The organism is Pseudomonas sp. Mb7 (genome assembly GCF_054790525.1).
This window is the reverse complement of record NZ_CP186501.1, coordinates 1181842-1199583: the sequence shown is the minus strand read 5'-3', so window position 1 is coordinate 1199583 and position 17742 is coordinate 1181842. Positions and strand designations below refer to the sequence as shown.

The window sequence follows — 17742 nt, the reverse complement described above, 5'->3', positions numbered from 1 at the left end:
TCCTTAGACATGGGGTTCGTCGTACAGCTTGGCGGCGTTACTCTTCGCCGCATCCGCCATCATTCGCTGCATGTGCGGCATCAGATCCTGCGCCAAGGTTTGCGGGTCTTTGACATCACCTTGCACCGTGACCGGCATGCTCAGTGAATACTGAAACTGCTGATCCACCTTGGCCGGCTCCGGCTTCGCCGCCTCCTTGGGCTGGATGGCCATCGCCGCCGACTTGAGCGGCGCCGTCACCGCCATCGAGCGCGCGACATCCCCCAGCGCCGGGCCTTGCTGGCCCGCTGACGCCATCATGAGCGGCGTGGTCGGCACCGGCGCCTTTGCCGTTTGCTCGGGCTTTTCATCCTCACCACCGAACAGCGACTTACCCAACGATCCGCCCAGCGCCGCACCGCACTGACTGCCCAGGTAAGCACCGATCATGCCGCCGATCGCGGTGCCGATGATCGGCACAACCGAACCGATGGCGGCGCCTGCTGCTGCACCGGCCATGGTGCCGGCCAGGTTGCCGGCAGCCGAACCGTAACCTTCGGCTTTTTCGTCCTTGGTCTTGGCGTTTTGAAAGGTTTCAAGCGCCATCGCGCCGGACTCCAGCAGCGTGCCGCCAGGAATGACCTTGGCCGCCTTGCCGACCTTACCGACGGTTCCTGCGACGACGCCGAGCTTGGACAATGCCCCACGTGGAACGGAAGCGACTGATGGCGATGGGATCGAGACAGGGGGACGCGGAGCCGGAACAGGGGGACGAGACACAGACGGGCGATGACCTCTCGAACTCGGCAATGACCGGCGCCGAGCGCTGCGCCTTGACCCACGTCCACGTCGGCGCGATTCGCCCGACGCATCCACACCGCCCCCCATAGCGCCGGCATTGACGACGAAAACCTTCTTGACGCCGTCGTTACCTGCACCACTTTCAGTACCAAGACCACCGCCTGTTGCCGCATCCTTCACCCGCGAAACAACATCCAGGCCAGTCGCTACCAGATCAAGTTCTCCGGGGTTTTTATTTGGGGCTTCGCTCCCATTCCTGCCACCGCGCGACCCACGCGCAAGGTTTAGCAGTCCCTTGCTGATCTTGATCGTGCTGAAGATACCTTTTAAGGCAATCAGCCCCGCCCCGACCGTGGCGATACCGGCAACCACCCCGGGCGCGCTATCAGTCAGCGACGTAATGCCTTTAGTAACCTTGGTCAACGACTCGGCCACGGTGTCCGTCACAGGCCTCAGGGCATCGCCGATGCTGCGCATGGCGTCATCCATCGACTGGGCCATTTCCGCCCATTTCTGCGATGAAGACTCGCGCCGCTCGGCGAGGTTCTTGTCGAGGATCCCGGTCGCATCACGCGAATCGTTTTTGAGCTGGCTGTACAGCGCCTTGTTCTGCATGTAGGCCGACAGTGCGGCCTTGACCTGCATGTCGGCGAACAGGTCGCCGGTGCGTAGGGATTCTTCCAGCGAGGCCATCATGGCCTTGGCCTTTTCAGGATCGGCTTGCTCGCTGATTTTTGCCGTGGCCTCGGCCATTTTCGCCGCACGCGCCGGATCGGTCGCCTGAATGTATTTCTGAGCCAGCGCCATGCTGGTCTCAAGCGTGGACATACCGTTTTGCAAACCGGTCTGCATCGATCCCTTGTAATCAATCCCGGCTTTTTCGTAAGCCTTGACCGTATCGGTCGAACCGATTTTGCCCATCCAGTTTTTCAGGTTGTTGGCCGCCTCGTCCGAACTGCCGGCCTGTTTCATTTGCACCTGCAGCATGGCACCCAGTTGGGTCACCGCATCCAAGCCGGTGATGCCGTTGCTGGCCATGTTGGCCAGCAGTTCCGGGAACCACTTGGCCATGTCGGCCGCTTCAAAGCTGCCCGCCTGCCCTTGGTAAGCGATCGCCTCCAACGCCTGCTGCATCTGCTTGGGGTCGGTGATCTTGGCGTTCTGCCCCAAGGCGTTGATCATCTTCGCCGTGTCGACACCGCTGGATCCCTGCCCCACGACAAACTTGGCCGCGACAGGCGCGTATTCCAGCGCCTTGCTCAATTCCATACCGGCGCCGACCAACTGATTGACCACGTCGGCCACATCGTTGCGCGCCATGCCGGTGTCGCGTGAAGTGTCGATGATCTTGCGCGACATCTCCTGCTCTTGCGGCTTATTGGCAATGCCGGCCTTGATCGCGATGTCACGCACAATCGCGCCAAAATCAGCGCTGACCTTGGCCGGTACCGCCATGGCACCGACACCGACCACCGCAGCACCGACAGCGCCCTTCATGCCCTTTACGCCAGAATCAATCTGCTGATGCCCCTTGGCTTTCAGCTCGGCCTTGTTGGCCGTCTGCCCCATGGAGCGATAGGCTTTTTCCAGCCGACCGACCTCGATCCCCTGCTTCTTCAGGCTGTCGAGGTTCGAGTTCAAACGGTTGAGTAATTTGGACGCACCGGCCGCGCCGGTGTCGTGAGCCTTCTTCCATTCTTCGCGCAGGCGGATGGTGTCGCCAATCGTGCGCTGCAGCACCCGCGCTTTGTTGCCTTCTGCCTCAAGGCGCTTGATGCGCCCGGTCACATCCTTGAACGCGGCGCCGACCGTTGAACTGACGGCACCGCCGATCACCAGCCCGAGGGCGAGTTTGTTTGCCATGTCATGGCCCTCATGTGCCCAGCACTACCGATGGCGGCTCAATCCGTGAGCCACCACACCATATCCGCGAACGGCATCGACTGGATCTCGGCGGCGGAAAATCCGGTTTCCGCCGCCAGACGTTTCGCTGCCGACTTGATCACGCTGGGGTTAAAGCCCGTCGTCGTTGTCCATGCGAAAATAGCCGGCCTGCAAGCGGTTAAAATCCACCAGCTTCAGCCCCTCCAGATCCGCCACCGAAGCGCCGGACAACGCCGCAAACAACACCAGCTCGCGCTGCTCATCGTCGCCACCCACCTCACGGTTGGCCGCTCGCACGTCGCCCACAGTCGGCGAACGCAAGGCCAGCTTGTCGACGGTCACGCCGTTGACTTCACTCGGACACGACAGCGTTACCACTACCTGATCGGTGGTCAGCGACAACCACGCCGGCATCGAGTCCGAATAATCGGTTTTCGGTACCAGGTGCGAATACGCCGTTTGCACGCGGCGATAATCCGTCAGTTTGAGGCCTTCCAGATCCTTCAGTCCGACTTCGGCAAGACCGGCGAACAGCATCAGTTCGCGCTGTTCATCATCGCCGTTGGCAGCACGATCAGCCGCGCGCACTTCACGCACGGTCGGGTTACGCAGGTTCAACGTCTCGACGTCGATGCTATTGGCTTGGCTTGGGCGGGTCAGCGTTACGACGGCACCGACTGCACTGAGCGACAGCCAGGCCGGAAGGTTTTTAGCGAATGCTTGAGTCATCTGAATCTATTCCTTACAGGCCGAGCGCCTGGCGCACTTCGAGGAGTTGGTCTTTGCCGTCGATCACCTGAATGCCGGCGACCATGTCGATCTCGTACATCAGGCGCCCGTCGATTTCGAGCTTGTAGTACGTGACCGCAACGGCGTGTTTGATCTCGGCCGCATCACCGGCTTTCCAGTCACCCAGATCGACCTCTTTGAGGCGACCGCGCAGAGTGGCAACGACCGCTGTCACCGCGCCCTTTTGGCCCTTGAAGGCACCCCGGAATGTGGCATTGAATGCCGTGCCGTCCGCCAGGCCGAAGTACTTCAGCGACTCGCGGCGCACGCCTTTGGTGACAAACGAGGCTTCCATTTTTTCAAGCCCCTGATCCATATCGATGGGGCCAGCCATGCCGCCGCCACGATATTCGTCGGTCTTGGTGGTCAGCTTGGGCAGCGTCAGGCTGGGCACGTCGCCGGAGAAGTTCACGCCGTCGACGAACAGGTTGGTGTTGTACAAAGTCTGAGGAATCATTTGCTACGCCCCCTTAGGCTGCTTCAAGCACTTCGGTCATCCACTGATCGGTGACTTCAAAAAGGAAATTCGGGTTTTCTGCCGGCGGCACGTCGGTGAAACGGATACGCCAATACACCTTGCCCTGGGCGATCTGGCTGGCCGTGTTCAGCTCGGTGTCGGGGAACACTTCAAAATTGATGATCGCGCCCTGGGCTTTAAGGTCGCGCATGAACGCATCCAGACCGTTGGTGACATCGGTCACGTAGGTTTTGGTGATCGAGCGGTCGACCGCCCATTTGTGCCCGGCCTGCACCGCGTCCATGAGGATGAACAGCGTGCGAACGCGGGTAACAAACGCCCACTTCGGATCGCTCGACAACGTGCGGTTGCCCCACAGGCGATAACCGTCATCGCGAATGATCGTGGTGATATTGGCGTTGTTGAGCAGGTTGGCCCGGCAAGTCTCGTCGCCGTCCAGGTACTCGACCGCACGACCGGTTCCGGTGATGCCGGTCAACTCCTTGTTCGATGGCGAGGCCCAGAAACCGTACTCAGCATCCGTCCAGGCGAACAGGCCCGCCGCCCATGCCGAACCCGGCGCGTCGACGGTCTTACTGGTAATGGTGTCCCAGTACTTGACGCCCGGGTCGACCATGAACAGGTTGCGACTGCCAAAGTTATCGGCGTAGGCCATGGCGGCTTCGTCGGTCGTGCCCGGGCCGTCAATGATGCCAATGGCGCGCAGTTTCTGCGCCAAGCTATCGAGCGCTGTGGCCACGGCCTGCGTCGCGGTGTGACCCGGCGCGATCAGCAATCGCGGCTGGGCGTTGAACAGGCTTTTGCCATCGAGCAGCGCCTGCAGGCCGGTACGCTGACCCGAGGCCAGCACGCCGCCGATGATCGCCGAGGTTTGCAGTGCCGCGTCTTCCAGCTTGGGCACGCCGATGGCGACGATCACCGCCTTGGCTTTGACGTAGATCGCCTGACACGCCTTGGTGATCGCCGAGTCAGCGCCGAAGGCGGCAATGGCTTCGCGCTCGGTGGTGATCAACTTCAGCTCGCCCGCTTTCGCCGTGCCGCCCCCGAGAACGCCAGGTGTGAATGTGTCGCACAGACCGATAATCGAGGACGAGGGCAGCGAGATCGTGCGCGCGCCAGTGTCGACCGACGTGGTCGTAACGCCGTGGAAAAAACTCATAAGGGTCAGTCTCCAGAAACGAAAAAGCCTCGCTTAAGCGAGGCTGTGTGGGGTGTTGGTGTTACGCGTAACGGAAAAGAAAACGCCCCGTCATTCCGGGGCGTCTATTGCAGTTCTACAGGCTCAGGCGGCGCAGAGTCCGGCCAACCTACTGACAGCATGTCGTCGTGATACTCGCCGGCCTTGATCGCGCGCAACAGCGTCAGTTCGCGGTCAAAGCAGGCTTGAACGTGCGCCCGAACCGCCTTGGCGATCGCGATGATTTGCTCCGAACCGATCTCGACAAAGCCGCCGACCGTCTTGAAGTTGCAGCGGTACTCAGGATCGAGGACGGCAGACAGCCCGGTACTGGCAATCAGCGACTGGCTGTCGCGCGTCGTCTCGATCTGCATGCCGTCGACATAGACGCCGATCGCTTCGCGCTTGAAGCGCTCGGCCGCAACCAACTGCGGATAGTTCGGTACAGGCGTAGGAAAAGGCACTTTGACGATACCACCCTCAACCAGACTCCAGACCCCATCAGTTTCTTGGGTGATCTGAAAAAACTGCTTTTCACTCAGCTTTACAGCCGACTCTGGAATTTGGTGCACGCCTTCAATCAAGCAGGTTTGCAGCGTCGAGTCATCGTTAAATACAGCGTATTTCATAACTCACCCGTTAGTGGCCAATAGCAATGTAGCGAGCAGAAGACGCACCTTGGCCGTCTGTACCAGTGCTTCTAACTGTCAGCATTGTTTTGGACGCAGTCCCAACAGCAGTCGCGTAGAGAGTTATGCCACCAACCTGGCCGCCCGTTTTATCCGCCATGCTGACGACGACTTGAAACAAACCGTTTGGAAATTGGATTGGGTATGGCGCCGACATATCCGAAACGGTGCCATTAACAGTGCCCCACTGAATGATCAGCCCCCCCAACCAACTCGGGAAAACGATGTAGCCATTAGTGGCCTTTTGAATCTGAAAGCCCCAGCGGAGCTTTTTCGGGGTCACGATCGTGGCGTCATCGGTGCCAGCATCGGTCTGCGCTTGCGTGGCGATCTTGGCCGTCCCCAGCTTGACTTCCGTCGCCTGCGTGGCCAGCGCGGCGAGCGCGGCAATGTCGATGTTTCCCTGATTGATGGGCGCGTTCCACGCCTTAATGCACCAGATCACCGCGAGGTTTCGCGGCCGGGTTTCACTACCACCAGCCGCACTGGTTACAGGCGTTCCATTGTTGTCCGAACGGTTGCCCCGCGCGACCTTGTCTTGACCAAAACCATTCGGATTAGCCGGCGCATCGACTTGGTGAACGTGAGACTTGAACTCGTCAGCCTGCCAGCTACCAATCAGGCGACCGGCATCAACACCGCGCCCATGATCCCAGCCACGTAGGAACTCACCGCGCGATTCCGGTAGGCGGAAATTGCCGGCGCCCTCGTCCCCCTTGTTAAAGGCCGTCCCGAGGAACGCGGCCAAATCGGGATAGACCGCAATGCTCTTAACGCTGCCGTCCAGCTCCAGAAAGCCCGGCGCCACCTTGTCCAGCGGAAACGCGACCGTTGCACCCACAGGCAAGGCCGAGGCCTGGGCAATCATCGCCTCGATTTCGGTCTTGGTGTAAGTGTCCTTGATACCCATCCCGGCGAGTGTTTCCGGGTTATCACCGGAGACGAAAACCCCGCGATCGTTGACCTTGACGCGAGTGTATTGGCCCGCCGCCTTGTTCTTCGGGAGCACCTCCAGAATGGCCGCGTCGACGTAGGCACGCGAGGCCAAAACAATCGCTGGGTCAATCTTGAGCTGAATGTTGCCGGTGCTGGTGACAATGAAGTTCATCCGCACGATTTGCGTGCGCCCAGAGCCTTGCGACAGCAGCGGCTTGAAGCTTGGCGCGCAGTTGGCCACCGCCACCAGATCGCCGTCCGCATCGTAGAGGCCGATTTCGCGGATCCACTTACCGCCCTCATCGGCCGGGATGATCTGTTCGGCGATGATCACCGCCGGGTTGACCGGGTCGATCTTCAGTTGGTTGAGCGGCTTGCGACGCCACTCGCTGAGCAACTTTGTTTGACTGGCCGACGGAACCGGATTAGGCGGATCCGCCAGCCCGTTCGGGTTGGCATCCCCCACGCCCATTTGCGTGATCAGCCAGGGAACACCGAGCGCGTCGGCGTTCGCCTGCTTGGCCATCCCCACGTTCGTGAGGATCGCGAAAAACTGCGAATTCGCATCAATCATAATAAACGTCCAGGGTGTCTATGGTGTGTTCGCGGCCGACCACGCCAAAGCTGCCGGTGACCTCGATGTCACGCATGACGGGTGGGTAAACGTCGATTTCGTCGCCCTCGTTAAGGGATACGGCGATGTTTAAATTGCCTTGGGTTTCCAGGCTGATCGCCAGCCCGGTCAATTGCCGTGTGACGGGCTTGGCGTCGTCAATCAGGCGATCTAGCTCCTGATACATTTCCTCGGTGATGCCGGTATCGAGAACGCCCACCTTCAGCGCGAAGGTGCCCGGCACACCTTCGGGCACGGTCTGGAACCACTCGACAATCTCGATCAGATAGCCCAGCGGCTCGACCACGCGGCGCAGAGCGCCGATGGTGCCCTTGTGTTTGTGGATGTAATACGACGCCTTGATGGCCGCGCGCTTGGTCGCCTCAGTCCAACGGTAATCCCAGCGATCGACCGACCACGCCCAAGCCAGATGCGGCAGCAGGTGCACCGGGCAGGTGTCGGGGTTGTAGAGGTCGCGCAGTGGGACAATCGTCTTTTCGAAAAACGCGGCCTCCATGGCACGTTCCAGTTGCGTGCTGTTGAGCGGCAGTAGACTTTTCATATCAGCCCGCCAGCATCACGCTGTAGCGCGTACAGAACGCCGCTTGCGCCTTGGTCGGGGCCAAGTCCTGCCAACCGACCAACTCAACCCGGGCAACACCGGCAACGTGCAACTGAGCGTCAACAGCAGAGCGTGCGACCTCGACACCCAGCCGCTTGCGTGGATTGATCCAACTGGCCAATCGGCTTTTCGCTTCGGCCAAACTGGCGTCCGCTTCTGGTCCGGCGCTGGCCATGTGCAAAATGGCGTCAATCTCGTAACGGATCACCTCTGCACTCTGTACAGTCACCCGATCACCGACCGGGCGAACGTCATCGTCATCCAGCGCAGCGGCCACCGCCGCCAGCAGCTCTGGCGGCGCTTCGCCTTCCCCGTCCAACCCCAGCACCGTGACCGTAACGTAACAAGGCTTCGGACTTTCAGCCGTGGCATCTGCCACCAACCCTGAGGCATTGCGTGCATGCAGGATGTAGCTGTTACGCGGGCCGGCCGTGGTCAAGCCCTCATAGGCCAACTGGATGCGCTCGCGAAACGGGTCATCGTCCTCCATGACCTTGGGCACCGGCGGCACCGCCAGCAGATCCTCGGCCTGAATGACCAGGCGCTGCAGATTGACGTTGGCCCCCAAGTGATCGAGGTCGCCGCGAATGGCGTGCGCCAGCAATAGCGCCTTGCCGGCGTCATTGACCCGGGCGCGGTTGCCGACCTTGTTGTAAGCCCCAACCTCAAGCACTTTGACCACGGGATCGCTTTCCAGCGCGGCCGTCCAGTTGCCACCCATGTACCCACGAAAGACGCCTAAACCATCCTGATAGACCTCTTCGAAGTCCAGAGGCTCCAGCACGGTCGGCGCCGGCAGCGACGACAGATCAACGGTACTCATGCAGCCACCTCCAACGTGACGCCGTCGCCCAGGTACTTCCCGACGATTTGCAGATTGATTTGCCCACCAATGACGGAGAGGACACGCACCTGGTCGAGCCTCAAACGTGGCTCCCAGCGCCCCAAAGCGCAGGCGACCTCAGCCTGTACGGCGCTTTTCCAGCCCTCGTTAACGGGCAAATCGACAAACCGCCGCAGCTTGCTGCCGTACTCCATGCGGTGCCGGCGACTGCCCAGCGGCGTGCTCAGGATGTCGGCAATGGATTGCCGCAGGTGCTCGATGCCGGATATGGGTAGGCCGGTCTGGCGATCCATTCCGATCATCGATGTCACTCCTTGAACGGCTCGTATTCTTCACTGGCTTTCAGGAACTTGACCGCCTCGATGTCGGAGGCCGGCACCACGACCGTCGCCTTCTCCACCGGATAGGAACGGTCAGTACCGGGCACGATCACCAGTCGCGACGTGTAGAGCTTGTCGCGGAATTTCAAGGACTCAGGCGATGAATAAGTTGAGGATGACAATGCCGGTTCCGAGGGCGTTTGCGCATCGGTTGAGGTCGTATCGATCTTGGCCATGTGGTTCTCCAGGCATGAAAAAGCCCGCACTGGGCGGGCTGTGGTGAGTTGAAATTAATGCGTGTGGTGATTGCTGTTGCCGGTGGCATCAATGATTGCGCCGGCGCTGGTGATGCCCTTGGTAACGTGTAGCGCGCCGTCGATCATCACCGCCGCTTTCAAATTGATGTTGCCGGTGGTCACGTTCACCGCGCTATCGGTCACGACCGCTTCCGTGCTGGCCACTTTGATGGTGACCGTGCCGCTCGGGAGCGTGATGCTGTAGCTCTTGGCCTGCCAGTCGTAGACCAGCGAGCCGCCATCATCGAAACGCCAGACCTCGACATGGTCGCGGTTGTCTGGCGGCGGTCCGGCATTGCCATACAAGCCCGGGACAAACGTGCCTTGTGACACGTCACCGCTGGGACTGATCAAACTGCCCTGCTCGCCCAAAGACGGCGCCCGCCAGTGCCTGGCCTTGCCGGCGGCGATGCTGTGCCACCGCACCCAGGCGCTGACCCATTCACTGCCATCCGACACGCGACATACCGGCGGCGAAGCGGACAGATCTACCGCGACCACGTAGCAAGCCTTTACCGCACCCGCGATCATGCGGTCATGCTGCGCGCTTGCGTAACTCACGGCAGATCCTCCGGCCTGAATTGCCCGTCACCCGGATCGGCTTCAAACACCAACGACCCCGGCGGTTCGTCCGACCACGGCCATTCCTCAAGGCCGAGATAAACCTGCTGAGTCCACTCCACCAGCCACACCGTGTATCCATCCAGGTGCGGCTGGGTCCAGTCCTGCAGCGATTGCACAAACTCGGCGGGTTCAACTGCCAACCCCCACGTCTGCGAACGCAGCAGCACCGCCAACTGCGTCGCTAATTGCACGGCCTGTTGATGATGGTGCGGCTTGATCGGGTCGACGATGATGCGAGCTTCAAACTTGAAGATCAGCGAAGTTTCGCCGGTGCCGATATCGGCACCTGGCTCGATCTCCGCCACCTCAAGGAACAACGCTGGCAGCAACACGCGATCTGCAATGTTTGGCCAGGCCGTGACTGCTTGCACTCCAGGAAGGTGAGCGCGCAGATGCTGTTCTACCGCCCGATAAAGCTGGTCCAGGCTGAAGGGTTCGTCAGACATTGCCGATCCTCTTGAGGTATTTCTGCAGCTCAAAGTTGAGTTCCTGCTTGAGGATCTCCAGCAGGCGCTCATCCGCTTTTTTTACCCAGCTTTCAAAGTGCGGTCGGGCTTGCTCCAGCGACACCTTGGCCTTGGCCAACGGGAAACGACTGCCGTTTTCGGCAACCCAACCCGAACTCGGACCGCGACCGGGTGACACCGTGCTGTCGGGGTAGTCGTCCGCGTTAAAATGCTTGCTAGCCGTTCGGATCCAGATGTCGGGCTTGTTGCCGTAGACCTTCTTGAGGAAAGCCCCTTGGTAACGCCGCCCCGCTACTGACACGCCGCTGCCGCTTTGCCGCGCCCGGCCGATCCGGCTGGACTCGATGGCATTCAAACCGAACCACAGTTTGCCGCTCGCAGCCCCGCCGGAAACCGGATAGCTGCGCAACCGCTGACGCACCGCCGCAACAGCGATGCGCTCTGACCGGCTGACGGCTCGGGCGATGTGCGTGCGCAACCATCCCAGCGTCTTGTTGATCGCGCGCCGATGCGCCGCAGCAGCCGCTTTCGGTACCACCTTGGCAAAGTCCTGGAACGCCTGAAAGTCTGCGGCCGATGACTGGATGGAGATCATCCCGCCACCGGCCGAGGGTTTGAAATAGCTGCCGACACTCATGGGCGCAACCTCAGAATCAGGGCGACCAGGCCGTCACCGCTCGGTTCGAGCTGAATCAGGTCGTAGTCACCGCCGCCATCCAAGGGAGGCAGGTCAACGCTAACCAGCATGCCCTGTTCCAGACCTTGCGAATCGCTGACGCGGATCTCGAAGCGAGGCTCGCGCAACCCGGTGTTGAGCTTGCCGAACTTGGGTTGCAGCCAGGGTGCGGCGAACATGCCGAACACTGGCTCTTCGCGCCCCTCGATCCGCGCCGTATCGCCCAGCGTTTCGAACACCACCGCGTCGACCTCGGCGACCAGGTCGCGAAAGCCCACGGTCAGAGTTCCAGCAGGATCTGGGCGCGCGGTCGAGTGCACAGGTGCAGCGGGTTGGACTGCGCCTCACCTGCCATGCCTTTGTTGAAGGGCAGCGGCTCGATCATGCTGTAGTACGGAATGCCCTGAGTGTTGACGGTTTCCATGTAGTCAGCCGGCGCAAACACCGAGATGTACAGATCCGGCACGCCTTCAGGGATCAGAAGCGCCTTGTCGTCATGCACGAACGACACGCCGGCCACCTTGCCACGGTAGCGCTCCCAGGTGATGCCGCCGAATTCGAAACTTTCCCGAGCGTCGCCGCGCAAAGCTGCCGCTTGCTGACTGTTGAGATACGTTTTCTCGACTGCATCATGGACGATCAGGCTGTTCCAAAAGGTCTTGCCACAAAAGGCGCGAGAGCCGGTGCTGGTCACACTGCCGAGAGCATCTTCCTGCATATCCAGCGCCTCAACGCATTTAACACGCAGCTTTGTTTTTGGGTCTGCCAAGCCCATGGGCAACTTCTGACGCTGCACACCGAAGCGTTCATAGAGATCCAGCAGTACGGTCTTGCCATCGGCGTCAAGGATCTGACCGTTCAGTGCGCCCATACGCTGGAATTCGTGCGTGGCGTCCAACTGACGCCGCGCCTTAGCCAGGCGCGCATTGACCACATCCTGCACCGCCTGCAACTCAGTGCGAGTACCGAAGGCGCGAATGCCTTGGATCTCATCGGCCTTGATGGTGAAGCGCTCAGGCAGATGCACGGTGTTGAACGGGATAAGGGTGCGCTTGCTGGCCGCAACCACCAGGCCAGAACCACCACGCTCGCCAGCAGGCACCAGTGCCAGGGTGTCGCCGTCTTTTTCAATCTGCACGGTCAGAGTGGTAATGCCTTCCTCACGGAACAGTCCCAAGGCGCTGATGCGCCCTGGCAGGTAAGGTTGATCATTGAGTGCAGCAGTCAGCGAAGTAACGGTAAACGCTTCGTCGTCAAAAATGGCGATATCGGCCATAGGTACTCTCCAGAAACGAAAAATCCCGCACGCGGCGGGATGCATATAAAAAAGGATCGACTTAGCGAACGATCACGAAATGAGTGGCGAGTGCTTTCTCGGCGGCCAGATCCAGGCCGGTCAGCTGTGCTTCGCTGACCTCGGCCAACCGCACCACGGCGCGACCGCGACGCACCACATCGGATTCGCCAAGCGGGCCGTAAAGAATGGCGACAGCGTTTTCAGTGCCGTCCTCAGCAGTCGGTTCGTAGGGTGCGAATTCACCGGAGGCTGTCACCAGCCCGAGGATTTGTCCCGGCCACAACGCTGGACCGGCCGCGACGTTGATCGCTTCACGCGAAATGGTGCCGGCGCCTTCGGACAGCAGGAATTCACCTGCGTGCATCGGTTCCTGTTTGATGGTCATGCTCATGCTCCTTTCGCGCCGCGCGCGGTTCCTGTCTGGGCCGCTTGGCGAGCAGCCCAAATCGAGTTGGGGTCAGGTTGTTTGGCCAGCACCTTGGGCGCCGGGTCATCCGCCAGCGGCAGACTGTTGTCGATTTCGAAGCCCTTACCACTGGTGACAATCTTGTCGAACAGACGCGCTCGCACCGCCGCCTCGTCCAGACCTGCCGCGACATACTCGGCGCTGAATTCCGGCAGCCGCGCGGCCACGCAGAGGTCGTTCACCGCCTTGGCGCGTGCCAGACCGGCCAAAACAGTTTCTTCGCTTTCGAGCTGGGTCGAACAGAGCAGCGACTCGACCAGGTTGCTGATGCCCGCCGCCGTGCAGCGCTGAGTGATCAGCAGCGCCAACTTGGCCGAGTCGACTACGGGCAGTACCTGCGGCGGATCGATAGGCTCAAGATCCGGATCCGCTTCAGGTGGCTCGTCGAGCTGCGCCACCAGCTCAGCCGGAGCGTGCTGGTATCGCTGCAGCACCGCGCCTTGCCCGAGGCATGCTTTGACTTTGATGCCGTCGCCGACTTCGTCAGCCAGACCGAGAGCCAATGCTTCATTGGCAGTCAGCCAGGTTTCTGCATTAACCATTCGCCGCAGTTCCGCGTCGTCAATGTCGGGCGCCTTGGCCTTATAGGCCGCAATGATCGCCTCCAAGGTTTGATCCAGCACATCAGCGACCCGACGAAAGTCCTCAGCGTCCCCGCCTGCATAGGTGTAGGGGTTATGAATCATCAACATGGCGTTCGCAGCGATGACTACGCGGTGTGCACCGCACACTGCCACGCTGGCCGCACTCGCTGCCAACGCGTCGATCCGACCGGTGCAGCGTTCGCCCAGCCGCGACAGCGCGTTGTGCATGGCCAGACCATCGAACAGGTCACCGCCGATACTGTTGAACGCGGCCACCACTGGTGACACGCCATCATCCATGGCACGCAGATCCTGCACGAACTGATTCGCAGTGATGCCCCACGCACCGATCTCGCCATAGACGAAAACTTCGATGACTCGATCGGTCGCTTCGCCGCTGGCATTGACGGCATACCAGGTCTTGTCCTTTACCTCGACACGTTTGCCGGCGCGGTTGTAAATACGCGGTTTCGCAGTTTTGCTCATGGTTGCTCCTTGTCGTCGGAGTCTTCGACGGCATCAAGGGTGTTGTAGTTGAGGCCCAGCTTTGTGGCCCGTGCCAGATCGGCGGCGTTTTCAAGATCGACCGTTTCAGCGTCGTAACCGGTGCGCAGCACCATCTCGCTGCGAGAGGAAAACCCGGCCTGTACCTCCATCCGGCGTGCCTGCACGTCCTGTACTGGCTGGATGTAGGCCCAGCCTTGTGGCACCCAACGGGTACGCAGGTACTGGCGGCGTTTCTGTGCGTAATCGTCCAGCACCAGGACACCAGACAGCACCGCCATATCCATCCACGCAGCCCGTACCGGGCGGCAGAGTTGATGCACGTACACGCTGAATTGCAGTTGTTCCAGGCGGCGCCGAAACTCGTTGAGCACCACCCGCAGCGCTCGGTCGTTGATCCCGCGCATGTCGCCAGTGAGGATCTCGTAAGGCGTACCGCTACCCGCCGCTGCAGCCATCAATTGCTGCCGCATGAAGTCCGGGTAGTTGTTGCCCGCGTCTGGTGGTTTGGAGAACTCAACCTCCTCGCCTGCCCCCAGTTCCTGCATGGTGCCGGGTTCGAGCGCAACCATCGGCGTGAAGCCATCGCGGTCCAGATCCAGCAAGGCGCCGGTAACGGGGTCGCGGGGTTGTTGCCCCGACTCCGGAGCCGGCCGCTTGATGAAACCGGCGAACAGGTTGGCCACTTCCTGTCGGAACAGCACCGCGTCGTCGTAGTTGTCCAGACTGCGCAGGCGTTTGAGCACCGGCGACAATCGCGGCACACCGCGCAACTGGCCGGGCTCAACCGGTTCGAAGATGTGCAGCACCTGCGTGGCAGGCACGCGCACCAGCTGGTTGTAGCCGGCGTTCAGCGAGGCTGCATCACGCGGATGCGACAGGTACATCCAGTACGCCACCCGCTTGCCGCCCGGGGTGAACTCGATGCCGGCGCGGATGACATTACCGTTTTTGGTGCTCTCGAATTTGTCGTGCGGTACGAATTCCGGTGCGAGGATCTGCAGCTGCAGCGGAACCGCCAAGCCTTCATCCAGACCGCGTGGCCGCAACCGAACAAAGCACTCGCCCGAGGTTTCAACCGTGCGTGCCACCAGCGCCTGCTGCCCGTAGAAGTCGGTGCGATCATCCGCGTCCGACTCATCGACCCAATCCCCCCACAGCTCCTGCAATAACTTGCGCAACGCATCGTCATCAGTCGTCGGCCGAGGGGTGATGCCCGTACCGATCAGGTTGCTGACGCGCTTGTCGATGACGTTGAAGGCGTAGGGGTCGTTGCGAACCGCCGCCCGCGAGCGCGACCGCAGATTGCGCAAGGCGGGAGTGTTAATGCTGTTGATCCCGTTGTCGGGAGCGTCCCAGCCAGTGGAGCGTCGCCCTTCTCCAGCGCCTTCGTAACTGGCCTTGATGTTGGACGGCAGGACAAATCCGTTACGGGTCAGCGTTGGGAAATGTCGGGCCATCAGACCCCCTTCCCTGCGTGGTACAGCCGGACCACACGTGAGCGTGGCCCGGCGGCGCTGGCAAGTGACGAGCGTATTTCTTCACGCGCCTTGAGCAGTTCATCGACCGTGCGGTATTCCACGGTGCGGTCGGTGTAGCGCACAGTTTTCTCACCGCGAGCAATGGCCGCCTCAACCGCGTCGAGGTGCTTTTTTGTAAAGGACATATCAGCGTCTCTTCAGATAGCCGCTGGCAGAGCTGCGGCGTTGAGGGGGGGCTGCCGGTCGTGATTGTGTAACCGGTGCAGCAGGTGGGGGTGCGGGTTGGGCTTGGCGTACAGCAGCGGGCGCCGGTGTTTGCTCAGCATCAAGTCGCTCGCCCTGAACTGGCTTGATGCTCAAGGCATCATCGAACAATCCGGACTGGGCCAGGGCTTGTCGCACCCGGTCCCAATCGTGTTCCTGATAGCGGTTGATGCCGAGGTAATGCGCCATCGCAAGGCAGTACACCATCAGGTCGAGCGCTTCGTTGCGCTCGGCCTTGCCCTTCACCCATTCGATGCGCTTGTGGCCCCGCACGTAGCGCAAGACTTTGCGTTCGGCGACGCACTGGGCGAAGAACTCGTCCGGCAGGTCGTTGGCAAAATGCAGCGAACCGGGGCCGTCCGGGAACGGGTAGCGGTTGTAGATCCAGTCTTTGGCGGTGTCGGTACCGACAAACCACAGCTCGGCGCCGTTGCGTTCGGTCTGGCCCTTCCATGTCACGTCGACCATGGACGGGCGCTGTGCAATCACCGGTCGGCCCGGCTTGCTCGCGCCCTTGATGGCGAAGATGTTGCGCCAGCGGCGAACGCGGCAGAACTGATAGACTTCATCGGTGTGGTGACCGCCGGAGTCGACGCCGACGGCGAGAATCGCCAGGCCGACACCGCAGGGATGCCGGTAACGAGCCTTGAGCTTCTCGTCCAGCACAGCCCAAGTGCGGTCGTCTGCCGGATCGCCCCAGATGATCTGGTGATCGACCACCCAGCGCTCCATGCCGACACCAAAGCCCATCACCATCATTTCCAGGCGGTTGGCTTGGACGTCGACAGAACCAGTCAGCATCAGCACACCGGCCGGCATCGTACCGAGGGTGTAATTCTCCAGCCGCGCCCGAGCGATCAGTACTTCCGCCTTGGTCTGTTCGAGCGCGCTGTCCCAGACCTTAGCCAGACGAGTGTTGTAGAACACCTGCATCAGACTCGTGTCGCCTTGAGCCTGAGCTTTCTTGGCGTCTTCAAACTCCTCGGCAAGGCCGGCCCAATCCATCCAGCCGGTCGGCGAATACAGCGCGTTGAGATGAAAGCCAACAGTTTTGCCGTCGCCACCAGCGTGAGCGCGCCACTCGCCTCGGGCGAGCATGTCGCTCTTGTGGTGTTCCTCGATCAGCACGTCGCATTCAGGTGCTGCGCACTCGTAATGCACAGTTCTGAGGTCCTTGCTGTAGTGCAGCCGCTCCCATTCCAGCACCTGCATATGGCCGCAGGTGGGGCACGGCACGTAGTAGTGGCGCTGGTCGCTGGACTCGAACAGATCCGCAATTCGCGATGCGCCCTTGATCGTTGGCGAGCTGGAAAAATAGATCTTGGCGTTGCGGCCGAAGTTGGTCGCCCGCGTCTCGGCCAGCCGGATGGGATCACCCTCCTGGCCGACGTCATTCTCCCAACGGTCGACTTCGTCGCCGTAGATATAACGCGCCGACAGCTCCGAAAGGTTGGCCGCAGAACCGGCCGTGGTGACGTACAGCGAGCCGCCCTCGAACTCCTTGGTGTCCATCGTGTTGCGTGCGTCCCGCGAGCGGGTGGCCGCGACCCGTTCGCGCAGAACGGGCGTGGCCTTGATGGTCTTGCTGATCCGCCCAGACACTCGCTTGGACAGGCCAAGGCTGGGGAGCAGCGCTAGGATGTTCGACGGTGCCATGTGGATCAGGCCGCCCATCCAGTTCAGGGCGATCTGCGTTTTCATCAGCTGCGAGGCCACCATGGTGATCACGCGTCTGCAAGGGTGAGCGGGCGACAGGCAGCGCATTGGCTCGCGGGCATAAGGTGTTCGAGAGGTGCGGTACTGGCCGGGTTCAGGGGCGCCGGTGTCACGCGGGATTCGCATGTACTCGTCGGCCCATTCGTCGATCCAGAGATCTGGGTCGGGGCGCAGTCCACGGAAATATGCCTCACGGTACACCACTGCACCGTCAGGAAATTCCGTGTGCATGGGT

General features: G+C 61.1%; 20 protein-coding genes. All 20 read right to left on the bottom strand.

Annotation, left to right across the window (positions count from 1 at the left end; all coding sequences use genetic code 11):
* Positions 1 to 3 precede the first annotated feature (3 nt).
* Entirely contained in the window at positions 4 to 2643 is a 2640-nt protein-coding gene (locus ACOYXH_RS05520; RefSeq protein WP_460410346.1) for a phage tail tape measure protein, read from the bottom strand.
* Between the two features lie 150 nt (positions 2644 to 2793).
* The gene (locus ACOYXH_RS05515) at positions 2794 to 3393 is read right to left on the bottom strand and encodes a phage tail assembly protein (RefSeq protein WP_460410345.1); all 600 of its coding nucleotides are present in this window, start codon (positions 3391 to 3393) and stop codon (positions 2794 to 2796) included.
* Positions 3394 to 3406: 13 nt separating this feature from the next.
* On the bottom strand, positions 3407 to 3910 hold the full coding sequence (locus ACOYXH_RS05510) for a phage major tail tube protein (RefSeq protein ID WP_101158507.1): 504 nt from the start codon (positions 3908 to 3910) through the stop codon (positions 3407 to 3409).
* Between the two features lie 13 nt (positions 3911 to 3923).
* Positions 3924 to 5090: a phage tail sheath subtilisin-like domain-containing protein gene (locus ACOYXH_RS05505; protein ID WP_460410344.1), complete on the bottom strand. Its 1167-nt coding sequence runs from the start codon at positions 5088 to 5090 to the stop codon at positions 3924 to 3926.
* Between the two features lie 104 nt (positions 5091 to 5194).
* The gene (locus ACOYXH_RS05500) at positions 5195 to 5737 is read right to left on the bottom strand and encodes a DUF4376 domain-containing protein (protein ID WP_460410343.1); all 543 of its coding nucleotides are present in this window, start codon (positions 5735 to 5737) and stop codon (positions 5195 to 5197) included.
* A 10-nt stretch (positions 5738 to 5747) separates the two neighbouring features.
* Entirely contained in the window at positions 5748 to 7307 is a 1560-nt protein-coding gene (locus ACOYXH_RS05495) for a phage tail-collar fiber domain-containing protein (RefSeq protein ID WP_460410342.1), read from the bottom strand.
* Positions 7300 to 7908 (bottom strand): phage tail protein I, encoded by a 609-nt coding sequence (locus ACOYXH_RS05490; protein WP_460410341.1) that lies wholly within the window; start codon positions 7906 to 7908, stop codon positions 7300 to 7302. Before ACOYXH_RS05490 ends, ACOYXH_RS05495 begins: the two co-directional genes overlap by 8 nt.
* A gap of 1 nt (position 7909) precedes the next feature.
* A complete protein-coding gene (locus ACOYXH_RS05485; RefSeq protein ID WP_460410340.1) occupies positions 7910 to 8791 on the bottom strand; it encodes a baseplate assembly protein in 882 nt (293 codons plus the stop codon).
* Positions 8788 to 9114, bottom strand: coding sequence for a GPW/gp25 family protein (locus tag ACOYXH_RS05480; RefSeq protein WP_460410339.1), 327 nt, complete (start codon positions 9112 to 9114; stop codon positions 8788 to 8790). The genes ACOYXH_RS05485 and ACOYXH_RS05480 overlap by 4 nt, the downstream gene beginning before the upstream one ends.
* A gap of 5 nt (positions 9115 to 9119) precedes the next feature.
* Positions 9120 to 9368: a hypothetical protein gene (locus ACOYXH_RS05475; RefSeq protein ID WP_460410338.1), complete on the bottom strand. Its 249-nt coding sequence runs from the start codon at positions 9366 to 9368 to the stop codon at positions 9120 to 9122.
* Between the two features lie 54 nt (positions 9369 to 9422).
* Complete coding sequence (locus ACOYXH_RS05470; RefSeq protein WP_460410337.1) at positions 9423 to 9989, bottom strand: phage baseplate assembly protein V; 567 nt, start codon at positions 9987 to 9989, stop codon at positions 9423 to 9425.
* Positions 9986 to 10498, bottom strand: coding sequence for a hypothetical protein (locus ACOYXH_RS05465; RefSeq protein ID WP_460410336.1), 513 nt, complete (start codon positions 10496 to 10498; stop codon positions 9986 to 9988). The genes ACOYXH_RS05470 and ACOYXH_RS05465 overlap by 4 nt, the downstream gene beginning before the upstream one ends.
* Positions 10491 to 11156, bottom strand: a complete 666-nt coding sequence (locus tag ACOYXH_RS05460; protein ID WP_116254766.1) for a hypothetical protein — start codon at positions 11154 to 11156, stop codon at positions 10491 to 10493. The genes ACOYXH_RS05465 and ACOYXH_RS05460 overlap by 8 nt, the downstream gene beginning before the upstream one ends.
* Positions 11153 to 11473: a head-tail joining protein gene (locus tag ACOYXH_RS05455; protein WP_460410335.1), complete on the bottom strand. Its 321-nt coding sequence runs from the start codon at positions 11471 to 11473 to the stop codon at positions 11153 to 11155. Before ACOYXH_RS05455 ends, ACOYXH_RS05460 begins: the two co-directional genes overlap by 4 nt.
* Positions 11474 to 11475: 2 nt before the next feature.
* Positions 11476 to 12471, bottom strand: coding sequence for a major capsid protein (locus ACOYXH_RS05450; RefSeq protein ID WP_460410334.1), 996 nt, complete (start codon positions 12469 to 12471; stop codon positions 11476 to 11478).
* Positions 12472 to 12532: 61 nt separating this feature from the next.
* Positions 12533 to 12877, bottom strand: coding sequence for a head decoration protein (locus ACOYXH_RS05445; protein WP_460410332.1), 345 nt, complete (start codon positions 12875 to 12877; stop codon positions 12533 to 12535).
* A gap of 2 nt (positions 12878 to 12879) precedes the next feature.
* Positions 12880 to 14028, bottom strand: coding sequence for a head maturation protease, ClpP-related (locus ACOYXH_RS05440; RefSeq protein WP_460410331.1), 1149 nt, complete (start codon positions 14026 to 14028; stop codon positions 12880 to 12882).
* Positions 14025 to 15506, bottom strand: a complete 1482-nt coding sequence (locus ACOYXH_RS05435; protein WP_460410330.1) for a phage portal protein — start codon at positions 15504 to 15506, stop codon at positions 14025 to 14027. The genes ACOYXH_RS05440 and ACOYXH_RS05435 overlap by 4 nt, the downstream gene beginning before the upstream one ends.
* A complete protein-coding gene (locus tag ACOYXH_RS05430) occupies positions 15506 to 15712 on the bottom strand; it encodes a phage head-tail joining protein (RefSeq protein WP_008087653.1) in 207 nt (68 codons plus the stop codon). The genes ACOYXH_RS05435 and ACOYXH_RS05430 overlap by 1 nt, the downstream gene beginning before the upstream one ends.
* Position 15713: 1 nt before the next feature.
* Complete coding sequence (locus ACOYXH_RS05425; RefSeq protein ID WP_460410329.1) at positions 15714 to 17738, bottom strand: phage terminase large subunit family protein; 2025 nt, start codon at positions 17736 to 17738, stop codon at positions 15714 to 15716.
* Between the last annotated feature and the right edge of the window lie 4 nt (positions 17739 to 17742).